This is a genomic window from Endozoicomonas sp. ALE010, from assembly GCF_049310165.1.
Classification (GTDB): domain Bacteria; phylum Pseudomonadota; class Gammaproteobacteria; order Pseudomonadales; family Endozoicomonadaceae; genus Endozoicomonas.
The window spans coordinates 66,661-79,749 of record NZ_JBLYNV010000021.1; the positions used below are offsets into that span (position 1 = coordinate 66,661).

A 13,089-nucleotide genomic window follows, 5' to 3' on the forward strand; every position below is an offset into this window, starting at 1 on the left:
GCGCCACTCTCAGGGATGAAAAATGGTTAAGCAAAATATTTTTCACGGCAAAGGTTGATTGGTATTAGCGATTAAACTGCTTAAAACGCCTGATCAAACCATTGGTTGAGCTGTCCTGGTCGGTGGTTTCCTCTTTGGCGCGAATTTTCTCAATCAGACGATCACCCAGTACTTTACCCAGCTCAACGCCCCATTGGTCGAAGGGGTTAATTTGCCAGATAGTGCCCTGGACAAAGACTTTATGCTCATACATGGCAATCAATGCACCGGTGGTTTCCGGTGTGATCTTTTCAGGAACAATCATACTGTTCGGACGATTGCCCGGAATCACCTTGTGAGCAGCCAGACGTTCCACCTGGTCAGCATCCATACCAGAAGCGGTGAGTTCATCCCGCACTTCTTCCAGTGTTTTGCCCTGCATCATGGCCTGACTCTGGGCCAGCGCATTGGTAAACAGCCAGGGATGTTGTTCGCCAATCGGGTTATGAGTGGTGGCCGGAGCGATAAAGTCCACGGGAATTAACCGTGTGCCCTGGTGCAGCAGCTGGTGGTAGGCGTGTTGGTCATTAGTACCGGTTCCGCCCCAGATGACTGATCCGGTGTGGTAGGCAACTGTGCTGCCGTCTTCACGGGTACGCTTGCCGTTACTTTCCATATCCACCTGCTGCAGGTGGCCCGGCAGATCACGCAGGAAGTAGTCATAGGAGATAACAGCATGGGATTCAGCACCCATAAAGTTCTGATACCAGACGCCCAGCAGACCGGCAATCACCGGCATATTTTCTGCCAGAGGAGCTGTGCAGAAGTGCTGGTCCATGGCTTGGGCGCCTTTTAGCAGTCGCTCGAAGTTGTCGTAGCCGACCACCATGGAAATCAACAGGCCGATGCTGGACCAGAGGGAGTAGCGACCGCCAACCCAGTCCCACAGCGGCAGGGTGTTTTCCTGGGCGATACCAAACTGGTCAATGGCTTTCAGGTTGGTGGAGATGGCCATAAAGTGCTTACGGATATCCTGCTCGGCACAGCCCTGGGCAATCATCCAGGCTCTGGCCGCCTGGGCATTTTGCAGGGTTTCCAGGGTACCAAAGGACTTGGAGGCAACGATAAACAGCGTGGTTTCCGGATCAATTTTACCCAGAACTTCAGACAACTCGTTAGGGTCAATATTCGCCACAAAGTGATGTTCAAAACCCTTAACGTGGTAAGGGGTCATAGCATTAATAGCAGTTTTGAGCCCCAGGTAAGAACCACCGATACCAATATTCACGATATGTTTGATGGGCTTGCCGGTATGGCCAAGCCACTGTCCGGAGTGAACCTGTTCAGTCATGGCCTTCATACGGGCACGGGTTTCGCAGATCCCGGGCATGATGTCTTCACCACCCACCATCACCGGAGCATCACCAAAGCTTCTCAGTGCCGTATGGAGTACCGCACGCTTTTCCGTGTAGTTGATCTTGTCACCGGCAAACATGGCGTCACGGGCTTGTGCCAGATTGGCCTGCTCCGCCAGCGTTACCAGGGATGTCATTACATCGTCGTTAATCAGGTGCTTTGAGTAATCAAGAAACAGGCCAGCAGCTTCAAGGCTGTAGCGGTCAAACCGGTTTGGATCTTCAGCAAACAGGCTGCGCAGATGGGTATTGGCCAGATGTTGTTGCAGAGCCGTCAGGTCTTTGGATGCGGGCAGATGATCCAGAGCAGTTGAGTTAATCACTGTCTTGCCTCATTAGATAAGGATGGAAATAAGGGTGGCAGATAGATTGGATAAGTGAGGTGGGGAATATACCTTACTTATTGATAGCGGGAAAACCATTAGCACTGGATTCAGACGTCTGAATCCAGTGGGCGACAGCATTACCGGGTAAAGTGAATATTATCAATCAATCGGGCTTTGCCTAAATAGCCAGCAGCAAGAATGACCAGTGACTGCTCATTATGCGTTGCGGGCAGCAGGGTTTGTGGATTGCAGATATTAAAGTAATCCGGCTTGAACCCGGCCTGGGCCATGTGGGCAAACGCATTTCTGCGCAGCAGGTCAAAGTCGGTTTCGCCCGCCTGAATCGCGTCTCTGGCTTGCGTCAGGCAGCGATAAAGAGCGGGTGCTATCTCTCCGCGCTCTTGTGGGGTCAGATAGCCATTGCGTGAACTCATGGCCAGGCCGGTTGGCTCACGGGCGATTGAGGCACCGAGAATCTCAACCGGCATCACCATATCTTGCACCATTTTGCGAATGATGGTCAGCTGCTGGAAATCTTTCTCGCCAAATACCGCGATATCCGGGCGCACAATGTTGAACAGCTTGGTGACCACCGTGGCAATGCCCCGGAAGAAACCGGGCCGGGTATTCCCGCAGTGCATACCATCCAGCACATCGACACTCACATGGGTATGGTTTTCGCTGCCTTCCGGATAGATTTCATGGGTGCTGGCGGCATAGAGCAAATCAACACCGTGATCCATCAGCAGCTGCTGGTCCTGCTCCATGGTTCGTGGATAGGAGTCATAGTCCTCGTTGGGGCCAAACTGCAAGGGGTTTACATAGATACTCACCACCACAAAGTCGCAGCTTTCTTTGGCTTTTTCCACCAGGGTCAGGTGCCCACCGTGCAGGTTACCCATGGTCGGTACAAAGCCAATGCGCAGCCCGGCCGATTTACGGGTGCCAACGATACCCTGAACTTCAGCAATAGAGTGTACAGTTTGCATGATGGATACTTTCCGTTTAGTCGAATCCGTGTTCCGGACCCGGGAATGTGCCGTTCTTGACGTCTTTAACGTAGGCAGCGACAGCATCCTGGGCAGAACCACCTTCAGCCATAAAGTTTTTCACGAATTTGGGTTTGCGTCCGGCGGTCATATTCAGCATGTCGTATATCACCAGCACCTGGCCGTCCGTGTCAGCACCGGCACCAATACCAATCACCGGAATCTGAACGGCACGGGTGATTTCCCGGGCCAGCACCGAAGGTACGCACTCCAGCACCAGAATGGCGGCACCGGCCTTTTCCAACCCGATGGCGGCTGCAATCATGGCATTGGCGCGGGCTTCATCGCGACCCTGAACTTTGTAGCCACCCAGAACATGCACTGACTGTGGTGTCAGACCAAGGTGGACGCAGGAAGGGATACCCTGCTCACGCAGGCGGGTAACAATGGGTGCCAGCCAGGCCTCACCTTCCAGCTTGACCATTTCAGCACCCGCCTGCATAAGGCGGGTTGCGTTGGCCAGCGCCTGTTGCTCATTGGTGTAGGAAGCGAACGGCAGATCGGCCATTAACAGGGAGTCGCCCGCTTTGCTACTGACACAGCGGGTGTGATAACACATGTCGTCCACAGTAACAGGAACCGTGCTGGTTTGTCCCTGACAGACATTGCCAAGGGAGTCACCAACCAGTATCACTGCCACGCCCTGACTGCTGGCCAGGTGAGCCTGGGTGGAATCGTAGGCCGTCAGGCAGGTGAATTTCTCACCCGTTTTTTTCATCTCGGACAGGATACTTAGGGTGACTTTAGCCATGGGTAAAGACCTTGATTAATTGCTGTCGCGGATTATACGAGAAGTGTGAATGCTTGTCAGTTAAGGGCTTGGCGCAACGGTCAGGCCGCCCTGTTTCCAGAGTGCGGGTTTGCAAAGTCAGACTGTTAAAACCATGGATAACGGTCAGCAATAACATTCAGCCCCTGGTACCCTAGTTCATCCACCATTGCCTGCAATAGAGTACCATCCGGAAGTTCAAGATCCGGTGCAACATCCAGCAGAGGGCACAGCACAAAATTGCGAACCTGCATCTGATAGTGAGGAACGGTCAGTCGTTCTGACTCAATGCACCGGTTGCCAAACAGAATGATATCCAGATCCAGAGTCCTCGGTCCCCAGCGTACCGAGCGCACACGACCATGGGCGTTTTCTATCGACTGCAGGGCATCCAGCAGCCTGAGCGGTGCCAATGTGGTATTCACAGCCACCACCGCATTGCAGTAATCGGGCTGGCCGGGGGGGCCAACCGGGTCACTTCGGTAGAGCCTGGAACAGGCAGCAACCGTTATTTGAGGCATACTGTCAATGTCATCCACGGCACGCTGCAATTGAAGGTCTGGTTGCTCAAGGTTACTACCCAGTGCCACATAAGCGGTTTCTGCCATCAGGACTCTCCGGACTGATGTGCTGACGAGGCATCACCACTGCGAGGCTTGCGCCTGCGCCGTCTGCGTTTATTGCCCTGCTTTTTCTGCCCGCCATGGCTGGTAAGCGACCGGATCATGGCATGACGGCCATGTTCATCCAGTTCCTGTATTTCTGTCCACCATTGACCGGACGCCGACAGGTTTTCACCGGCTTGCTCCCGGAGTATCAGGAAGTCATAGGCCGCACGAAATTTGGGGTGCTCCAGCAAGGTTTCAATCAGTTTGGGCTGTCTGCGTTCCAGTCGAATCTGCAGATCCCAGATATCACGAACCACCATGGAGAACCGGCGGGGAATCGCGGTGTGATGACACTGGTTCGTGATCACCGTCATGGAAGCCTGCTGGAATGCCGGAACAGGCGGAATACCCTGGTCCATAAGCTCTCTGGCCATTCGCCTCATAGGTGCCCATAAAAGTGCGGCGAACAGGAACGCTGGTGTCACAGGACGATTTTGTCTGACTCGCTTGTCGGTACTGTCCAATGCTTCAATGATCAGGTGACCGGCAAGTCTGTCCTGTTCGTGCAAGCAATGCGCTGTTCCTGGAAACAGTGGATCAAACAACTGGTATTCCTGCAGTAATTCAAACGTACGTACACCCTGACCGGACTGCAGCAGCTTCAGAACCTCATCAAACAATCGTGCAGCTGGAATATCGTGCAACAACTGCCCAAGATCCCGAATGGGTTGCTCGGTTTCCGGTGCCATCGTGAAGTTGAGTTTAGCCGCAAACCGAATGGCCCTGAGCATGCGAACCGGGTCTTCATGGTAACGGGTAACCGGGTCGCCAATCAGTCGCAGGGTACCGGTGCGAATGTCATCAACCCCGTTGCAGAAATCCACCACACTGAAGTCACGCCCATCGTAGTAAAGGGCATTAACGGTAAAATCCCGGCGCATGGCATCGTCTTCCATGGTGCCATAAACATTATCCCGGAGAATTCTTCCGGATTCCGAGTGCCGGGACTTTTCCTGACCATGGTGCTGTTCATGGGTGGCACGGAAGGTGGCTACTTCAATCATTTCACGACCGAAGAGCACATGAACCAGTTTGAAACGTCGGCCAATCAGTCTGGAATTACGAAACAGCCTGCGGACGTCTTCAGGACTGGCATTGGTCGCGACATCAAAGTCCTTGGGGTGAAGATCAAGATAGAGATCACGGATACACCCCCCCACCAGATAAGCTTCATAGCCCTGGCTGGTTAACCGGTTAATAACTTTGAGCGCATTGTCATTGATGTAGCGACGGGAAACCGGATGTTTATCCCGGGGGATAACGGTTTTCTGCGGGTCGCCCGTTACATCAAATGTGGGCCGGTGGCGTTTTGACCGATTTCTGTTACGCATGAGCCAGAAAATAAGTGTGCCTCCAAGCACCAGGACAGCCATTGCTGTTATAAAACTGTACATTCCGGTACCTGGCATCATAGGGTTTGCAGGATTTGTTTAAGTTGTGAAAAAAATTGCATGGATAAAGTGGCTTACCGTGGTTGTTTGTGGCTTTGACCTGCCTGATCAACTTGACCTGAAGGGTAGGTCCGTAAGGATCAGCGCTTATCATAGCACCGCCGCTGTTTTCACTCCATTTGTCTTGACACCAGTGACAACTGTTGTCGGTTTTTATCAATAAAAAAGTTACCGTGATTCAGAAATTTCACAGTCGGCAACCCGAAAAAATCCTGAACTGAAAATTCAGTACCAGTTGCCACCGGAGTGCTGACCAGAACATCTCCGGCCAGAAATTTTACCAGACGATGTACCAATAATTAATTACAACTGGTATTTACGTACTTCTATTTCTTCACTGGTACTGGGAACAAATCACTTTTCTACTTGTCAGAGTTGTCGGTACGTCCATAAAACTTTTCACAACGTAACGAGAGGATAGTAATTATGAGTATCGAAGCTTCGGGCTTGTTTGGTGATAAAGCCCAATACTTGTTGGTGCACACCACGAACAACCGGGAGAAAGTGGATACCGGTGATGACGTTCTGACAAGATTCTTAGGTTCGAATCAGAGAACTGTACGCATCAAACCTCCCATAGAAAAACTGCTAACGCCTACCCAGCCGGTAGGCGACGACATCAAATTTGGTGCCACCAGCAGAATTGATGTGGTCAAGGAAATGATGGCCGAGCGAAATCTGTTTCAGGATGCTTCTATTGAGGCGGTATTGCCCAGAGTCTATATCAGTTTTGAAAATGGCCTGCGGGTCAAACCTGACGGACTTGTCGACGTTGTCGGCGCTTGCATTGAAATCGACGGCAAATCTTACTACGGAGAGTCCGAAGAGGTCCCTGTTCGGGTCAATCAAGAGCGCATTAGCATGATGACGGACGAGATCCGCAAAGAATTGGGTCCGGATGCAGATGTTTACGATTTCAAATCCCATTATCACACCCTCAATGCAAAACAGAAAGAAGCTTTCAACTTGATGATATTTGGTCACAGAGATGGTTGTGACGCAAAAGACGCGGTGCCGGAGCCACAGGTTGCAGGCCTGCGCCAGAGGGTGATAGAGGAATTGAAAGACCAAGGCGTCAGGGACTACTGGCGGACATATACCGATGATCGCCTGACCCGTAAGCAGGGACTGTCTCAGGCAGTCAAGAACGCCGTGAACGATTTCATCAGTAAGCAGAGCGGTGAAGATAAACTGCGACTCGTCCAGACCCTGAAGCAATCCCTGATCACCCGGGGGCTGCCTGCATCCCTTGGGGATCGCTATGGGCAAACAGTATGGATGCGTGATTTTGGTATTATGATCGATACCCTGAGCAAACAAGACGTCACCCGCCCTGAGGCCCACAAAAAGCTGACGGACTCTCTGGCATCCATTGCCAGCAAGCAGTTCGACAGTGGACTGATTCCTCAGGTAGTGATTCCAGACCCGTATTTGAGCGAATTTGTCTATCAGCGGGTGCTGGGGGGAGACACCGGGAATGGCTGGTACTACAATCTGCGTGACTATATGAAAGAAAAATTCCCCGGGATCACCCTGCCCACTCTGGATTCGGAGTCCCTGAAAACCATCGCACCGGAAGAACTGAAGACCATACTCAACCAGCTTTATGCTAACTACCTAATGGCGAAAGATACGGGTGACCCGGGTGTACCCAATCCGACCCATACCTTAAGGGGCTTACTGACCGATACCCTCGGCACATTAACGCCGGGCACCACCGACAGTGAAATTCACTTTATTCGCTCCATGACCAAACTGCTGGAACTTGCCGGCACTCAGGAGCAAAAGGACGACGTCCGGAAACTGGTTCCCAACCTTGCCCATGCCATGGCTTACCTTGATAAAAAAGTACTGGACCCGGCCAATGGCTTGCCTCAGGGTGGCGATAACCGTGATATGCTCGACACCTGGATGTATCAGAAACTGCTGTGCAGTAATGCCTGTTTTCTCTATCAGGGTTTCACCGGACTGGCCCATCATCTGGAAGAGATCGGCCCCCAGCTCAAGATCGAACTGAGTAAACATTTCCCACCCGGGACAACACCCGTTTCCGGCTTTATTTCCGCCTTGCTTGATGATAATCCGCAGGCCGTCAGCGATGAACTGGCGAAGTTCAAACAGTTGATTAAAGAAACCTTCCTCTATAACAAGGACGGCAAATTTGACCCGAGGGACTTTGTCCATTCGGATAATCCCACCGGCCGCGAGTCCATGAACAAACCCATGGAATATATCTCCCCACTGGTTAATGCCAACAAGGATTTTCTGGAGGGTAAGGAAGTCAACCTGCAGGGGCTGGCACTGGCTATTGAAAACGGACTGATTCAACCGGAAGATCACCCTGCGGTGGTAAAACTGATCAGATCACAACTGACGGAAGCTGGCCTGAAGGTGTTCTCTCCCATCAATATGGCTAACAACCACGAAAAAGACATGCTGATCGATAGCAAAGGTTTTCTGGTATGGCCGCAGATCGAATACCGGATAATTGATGCTCTGACCAATCACATGGAGAGTACTCCAGAGGTTAAAGAGCTGTTGTTGGAGTTGCACGAGGCAGGTGAACGTCGCAATGGATTAAGTGAATGGTATAACACGTATGAATCCGAGGAGGAGAAGAAGGTAATCGTTTATGGTGGAGGAGCCACTGGCCAGGCATGGTCAATCATGTTGATGGAAAAGGCACTGAGCCCTGCCAACCTGACGGGTGAAGAGCCAATGGAAGTCGATGAGGGCAACTGAAAAAATAGTGCCCATCCTGAAGACCCTCTTCCAGAAGGTTGCCCGGTAAAATCATCCATCCGGGTGTCTCCTGAGGAAGGGGGGACAAAAAATTGAGGGTAAATATTCCGTTTTGTGAGGTGAATATAGGTTCTATTTGTCGCACAAAACGGATTTTTTTGTTTAATTCTCTGCACGACCATGTGAATGCAGGAGCAGTTACCGCACAGGGCAGTCTATTCTCGGTCAGCCTCCTGGGACACCCCCATCTATTGACTCCAAAATGATTTATTGTTGAGCTGAGATAAGAACTACTTTAATAGAACAGTCGAGACTTGCAATGAGGCTCTGATAGAAAGTTGTCCTTTTTCTCAGGAGATCTTCTGTGCGATCTGTAAATGAATGTATTGATAGGAGAATACGCTAATGAGTTCAAATCATCAGAAGAAAGTCGCCGTCGTTCTCTCCGGGTGTGGTGTCTACGATGGTGCTGAAATTCATGAATCAGTATTAACACTACTGAGCATTGAACAGCAGGGAGCAGCCTATAAATGCTTTGCTCCTGATATTAATCAACACCACGTCATTAACCATTTGACCGGGGAAGAAAGTCAGGAACAGCGAAATGTTCTGGTGGAGGCCGCCAGAATAGCACGGGGGAATATCGAACCCCTGGCAGCTTTGAAAGTCGCTGACTTTGATGCCCTGATTGTTCCGGGTGGCTTTGGGGCAGCGAAAAACCTGTCGGATTTTGCGTTTAAAGGCGCTGAGCTGCGAGTGCAGGTTGATATGATGGTTGCCGTTAAGGCGTTCTCGGAAGCCGGTAAGCCAATTGGCCTGATCTGCATTGCTCCGGCAATGGCTGGTCGTATTTTTGCCGAAGGCGTTAGGGCAACCATTGGTAATGATGCAGCAACTGCCGAGGCAATGGAGCAAACCGGAGTGACTCACCAGCCCTGTGCAGTTGATGAAATTGTCATTGATGAGCCCCATAAACTGGTGACCACTCCAGCTTATATGTTGGCACAAAATATCAGTGAGGCTGCCGCAGGTATTGGCAAGCTGGTCACTAAAGTGCTGTCAATGACCAGTTGATGATCAGCTTCAAGCCCGGGAATATAAGTAGTTAACCAAGATGTGAATATTCTCTGGCGTTCGCTTTTCATATTTTTACCTGCGAGCAGCTTGAACAAGCCGTTCAATGTGCTCTCTCGGCAGATAACCCAATGCAATGGCTGATTTGATGATCCCTGCGGGCTTAATATCGCCTTGCTCCCCGTAAAAATCGAGCAGTTTAGCGAATATTGAGGGGCAGTCCTTTAATTGAATAAAGTTCCTGACATGGAGAGATTCTAATGTATTTATGGGGATCTTTGCATTCCGTAATGAATCCTCAAATATTGGGTGCTGGAAAAGAGCAAGAATTTTACCTTCATCACGGCCTATATTGGCACCCAGTATTAAACATATAACGCTGCGATGTCTGCAAGGCATATCTTTAATGCCAAGGCCACTCTCCCACCGATTCAAGTCCCAACAGTCAGGATCTGTCGGGTTATTGCTGGCTGGTTTATTTGCCGCAGTACCACTGACAACCGATGGCAACACTCCGGTTTGATCCTTAATATAATTGATCACCCTGTCCAGAAGGAGGGATAATTGTTCTTTATTAAGATTGAACTCGCCATAGGGATTGAGCTTACCGTCACTGCAATACCGGATAATACTTTGTCCGAATACAACAGCTGCACTGCTGTCAGGATTTGTACCCTTTGCAACAACTGCACGGCTATCAGGATTATGTTTACTTTCTGCACGATCAACTGAGGATGGCAAAAAGGGTGATTTTCCAGCTGAAGGATGCATATCAGAAGTCCCCGGGTATTTGATTCAGACGAATATGCTCAGGCTGTGAATATTCTCAGCGGACCGCTAATCATATATTTATGTCTCCGCTGTCAAGTTAAAAATCTTTTCAATGCCTTCTTCCGGCAGATAGCCCAATGCAATGGCTGATTTGATCAACCCTGTGGGCTTAAGCTGAAGAAACGTTTTAGGCCCACCTGCGCAGATAGTCAACAGTTCACCTAATATTTTTGAAGTTGAAGCACCTTGGTGTTTCTGAAGAATGCCCCTGAAGTCGAGAGATGTTATATCTGTTTTGAGATCCCCTGCCCGCAATGATTCTTCAAATAGTGGGTGCTGAAAAAGAGCACGAATTTTATCTTCATCAGCCCCTATATAGGTACTAAGTATGTCAAAAACGAGTTTGCGATAACGGACATGCAACAATACATTCAAGCCATATCCTTCCGTACTGAATAACCTACTCTCCCAATTATTCCATTCCCAACGGTCAGGATTTGTCAGGTTATTGCTGGCTGAGTTTTGTTCCGCACCACCACTGACAATTGATGGCAGCTCCACTCCGGCATTCTCAGCAATATACTTGACTGTCTTGCCCAGAAGACCGGATAACTTGTCTTTATTGAGTTCGCCCTTGGAGTTTGAGCAATATCGCATCATAATTTTAGCTAAACTAACAGCTTGCGTGCTATCAGAATCCTTTCTGTCCCCTACGCAATAAGGAGAGGGCGGAAAAGGGGGTAATTCACCAACCGGAGCTGAGCTTTTCATGCTAGATCACCATTAATATTTCATTCAGAGGAATATACTATGATTGGACAACTAACCGGCAAAAATGTTCCATATTGATAATGTCTGAGAATCCAGATGGGGACTAACAGCCTCCTTCTGATACCCAACAATCCCGTTAATCCAAGATAAAGTGTCTACCAGTCGGTCTAACCTGGTTTGATCCATTGCTTCAGGTGTGAATGGATCAGCCAGGTTACTCAGCAGGTGAGCAGTGTCAGGGTACTGAGTCCGCTGCGCTTCTGTGAGCGTGATGCAATTGCCGAAGTCGTTAAACCAGACATCTATGTGGCCATCGGGTTTGAAACTTAACATGATATTGTCAGGGTGACAGTCTCCATGAACAATGCCATGCCCTAAGGCAAGCTCACACCATTTTTCCTGTACCTGAAAATGAACTTTATCCAGTACAGACTTGAAAAGATCATCATCAACCAGATTTACACCAAAACACCTTTGGTAGACTTCTGACCGCAACTGCTGGTTTTCCGGGTTGATCAATGTATTCAACGCATGCCCATCCTGAAGGTGTTCCATGATCAGCAGGTTATCAGCGTCAACTGCTTCGGTTATCTTTGGCACCCTGAAGGTTAATTTGGTTGCCTGTGGCAAGAGAGTATCAAGTCTTACTGTTTGTTCCGTTTGTTCCAGTGCTTCTTTGAATGCAGCCTGGTTCTTTTTCTCTTCTTTAAGATTGCACTGCCGGATCAATGGATTAGTCATTTCCCGGATGGCCATTCTAATTTCTTTTGGCATGAAAAATAACAGCATTCTTATGGATTTTAACCCTGCTGCCAAATCATTGGCTTTCCAGTCCGGAACCACTTTGGCCACCAGCGATTCTTCATCTTTTTTAATTTCAAAGCAGGAGCGTATCGTTCCTGTTTCAATATGGCGTTCCACTGAATAAGCTTTACATCCGGCTTTATCCAGGATTGATCTCGGAACGGTAACAGGTATTTCAGGATTGTTAGCCAAAACGACATCAATCCTGTATTGACCATTCCATGCAGGATCTTCTGACGCAAAGAGTGCTGCAAATGGCCTGCGGTTATCAGGATGCCAATGACAGCAACCATTTGCGGAAGGACCCCATGTTCAAGCTGGCTGTCGGTCGCATTCCTCTGAATGCCGAGACCCATATGGCATCAGCCCCCACATTTACACGACTCGGGAAGGGCTTGTCCCGCAGGGGTTAAGGTGGTGGAGTATAAAGACCGTGTTAAGTTACATCTGCCCAGCAGCAACCCAATGAAAGTGTTGCTGCAACGAGTGACAGAGGCTTTTGCTGCTCTGCCAGTCCTCAAACCGGAATAAGAGACACAACTTTTAAGTTGGCAGGCGTTTTATTGAATCAACTGAAAGAGGTTGAGGGTTCAGTGCCCCTGGTGTCAGGCAAATCGGTATGTTTTTTGACAAAAAGCCATGGCGGGACACAATATCACCGCAGAGAAATACGCTGCTACGATCTGACAGGCTATGTTTGTTCAAAAAAAATCAATCATTCGAGCTATAGCAGCGTTTATGAAATATGCGGGCTAGGTCAATAGTTCTATTGTTGTCATCCCCAGACGATTCTCCAACTGGAAACAGGTAATCCCGGAAGAAACCATGCAGTCACCTTCCTCCTCAGTAACCGCAGACACGGCATCCCCGTTAACAGCCACTAAAGCCGGAAGGCACCAGCCAGCAAACAGCCGAAAACAAGAAAGAAAGCGATCCATGTCAGGTTACCAGGTGGAACAGACAACAACGGGCACTGGAACATTTCCACCGCATCAACTGCAAGCTGAATCCGGGCCCATCCCACCCATAAAGCGCAGGCGTGTTACTGACAACAGCAGGAGGATTGTGTGTTCTGCAACTTCGCTACCTGCTAATCCGGAGCCAATGGAGACCGAACCGGCCATGCCTGCTGACGCAGCTTCCAAGCTTCAGGGAGTGATCAGTTCCCTATCAAGAAACCTGCCAACAGTCAGCGACAACAGGCTATTAACTGGCAATGAACATACCTCAGCGATGGTGCAGGTCATGCCTGAACCAATGAAGGATGTAC

At 49.7% G+C, this 13,089-nt stretch carries 12 protein-coding genes and 1 pseudogene; 4 read left to right on the forward strand and 9 right to left on the reverse strand.

Features of this window, described 5'->3' with window-relative positions; translation table 11 throughout:
- Nucleotides 1-64: 64 nt before the first annotated feature.
- From pgi to pcnB, 5 genes are all read right to left on the reverse strand, one after another.
- On the reverse strand, nucleotides 65-1,717 hold the full coding sequence (pgi, locus tag ACO6UY_RS10965; RefSeq protein WP_422489929.1) for a glucose-6-phosphate isomerase: 1,653 nt from the start codon (nucleotides 1,715-1,717) through the stop codon (nucleotides 65-67).
- A 140-nt stretch (nucleotides 1,718-1,857) separates the two neighbouring features.
- Nucleotides 1,858-2,709: a pantoate--beta-alanine ligase gene (gene panC, locus ACO6UY_RS10970; RefSeq protein WP_422449583.1), complete on the reverse strand. Its 852-nt coding sequence runs from the start codon at nucleotides 2,707-2,709 to the stop codon at nucleotides 1,858-1,860.
- Between the two features lie 16 nt (nucleotides 2,710-2,725).
- A complete protein-coding gene (panB, locus tag ACO6UY_RS10975) occupies nucleotides 2,726-3,520 on the reverse strand; it encodes a 3-methyl-2-oxobutanoate hydroxymethyltransferase (RefSeq protein ID WP_422449582.1) in 795 nt (264 codons plus the stop codon).
- A 125-nt stretch (nucleotides 3,521-3,645) separates the two neighbouring features.
- Nucleotides 3,646-4,146, reverse strand: a complete 501-nt coding sequence (gene folK / locus ACO6UY_RS10980; protein WP_101747773.1) for a 2-amino-4-hydroxy-6-hydroxymethyldihydropteridine diphosphokinase — start codon at nucleotides 4,144-4,146, stop codon at nucleotides 3,646-3,648.
- Entirely contained in the window at nucleotides 4,146-5,600 is a 1,455-nt protein-coding gene (gene pcnB / locus ACO6UY_RS10985; RefSeq protein ID WP_422449581.1) for a polynucleotide adenylyltransferase PcnB, read from the reverse strand. Before pcnB ends, folK begins: the two co-directional genes overlap by 1 nt.
- Before the next feature lie 483 nt (nucleotides 5,601-6,083).
- On the opposite strand from pcnB, the gene ACO6UY_RS10990 reads away from it, so the two are divergent.
- Together ACO6UY_RS10990 and elbB are read left to right on the forward strand one after the other, a co-directional pair.
- A complete protein-coding gene (locus tag ACO6UY_RS10990) occupies nucleotides 6,084-8,399 on the forward strand; it encodes a hypothetical protein (protein ID WP_422449580.1) in 2,316 nt (771 codons plus the stop codon).
- A 405-nt stretch (nucleotides 8,400-8,804) separates the two neighbouring features.
- A complete protein-coding gene (gene elbB, locus ACO6UY_RS10995; RefSeq protein WP_422449579.1) occupies nucleotides 8,805-9,473 on the forward strand; it encodes an isoprenoid biosynthesis glyoxalase ElbB in 669 nt (222 codons plus the stop codon).
- A 75-nt stretch (nucleotides 9,474-9,548) separates the two neighbouring features.
- On the opposite strand, the gene ACO6UY_RS11000 is transcribed toward elbB, so the two are convergent.
- The 3 genes from ACO6UY_RS11000 to ACO6UY_RS11010 all read right to left on the reverse strand — a co-directional run bounded on the left by ACO6UY_RS11000 (nucleotide 9,549) and on the right by ACO6UY_RS11010 (nucleotide 12,011).
- Entirely contained in the window at nucleotides 9,549-10,244 is a 696-nt protein-coding gene (locus ACO6UY_RS11000; RefSeq protein WP_422489931.1) for a hypothetical protein, read from the reverse strand.
- A 78-nt stretch (nucleotides 10,245-10,322) separates the two neighbouring features.
- The gene (locus ACO6UY_RS11005; protein ID WP_422462311.1) at nucleotides 10,323-11,015 is read right to left on the reverse strand and encodes a hypothetical protein; all 693 of its coding nucleotides are present in this window, start codon (nucleotides 11,013-11,015) and stop codon (nucleotides 10,323-10,325) included.
- 51 nt (nucleotides 11,016-11,066) lie between these two features.
- Nucleotides 11,067-12,011 carry an AarF/UbiB family protein gene (locus ACO6UY_RS11010; protein WP_422462313.1) on the reverse strand — a complete coding sequence of 315 codons (945 nt, stop codon included), beginning with the start codon at nucleotides 12,009-12,011 and terminating at the stop codon, nucleotides 11,067-11,069.
- A 2-nt stretch (nucleotides 12,012-12,013) separates the two neighbouring features.
- On the opposite strand from ACO6UY_RS11010, the pseudogene ACO6UY_RS11015 reads away from it, so the two are divergent.
- Nucleotides 12,014-12,226: pseudogene (locus tag ACO6UY_RS11015) on the forward strand (transposase); the annotation flags it as partial.
- A gap of 345 nt (nucleotides 12,227-12,571) precedes the next feature.
- Here the strand turns inward: ACO6UY_RS11015 and ACO6UY_RS11020 are convergent.
- Nucleotides 12,572-12,757: a hypothetical protein gene (locus ACO6UY_RS11020; protein WP_422462315.1), complete on the reverse strand. Its 186-nt coding sequence runs from the start codon at nucleotides 12,755-12,757 to the stop codon at nucleotides 12,572-12,574.
- Between ACO6UY_RS11020 and ACO6UY_RS11025 the strand changes: the two genes are divergently transcribed.
- Nucleotides 12,756-13,089: hypothetical protein (locus ACO6UY_RS11025; RefSeq protein ID WP_422489933.1), on the forward strand; the 334-nt coding region annotated here is incomplete at its 3' end. The genes ACO6UY_RS11020 and ACO6UY_RS11025 overlap by 2 nt on opposite strands.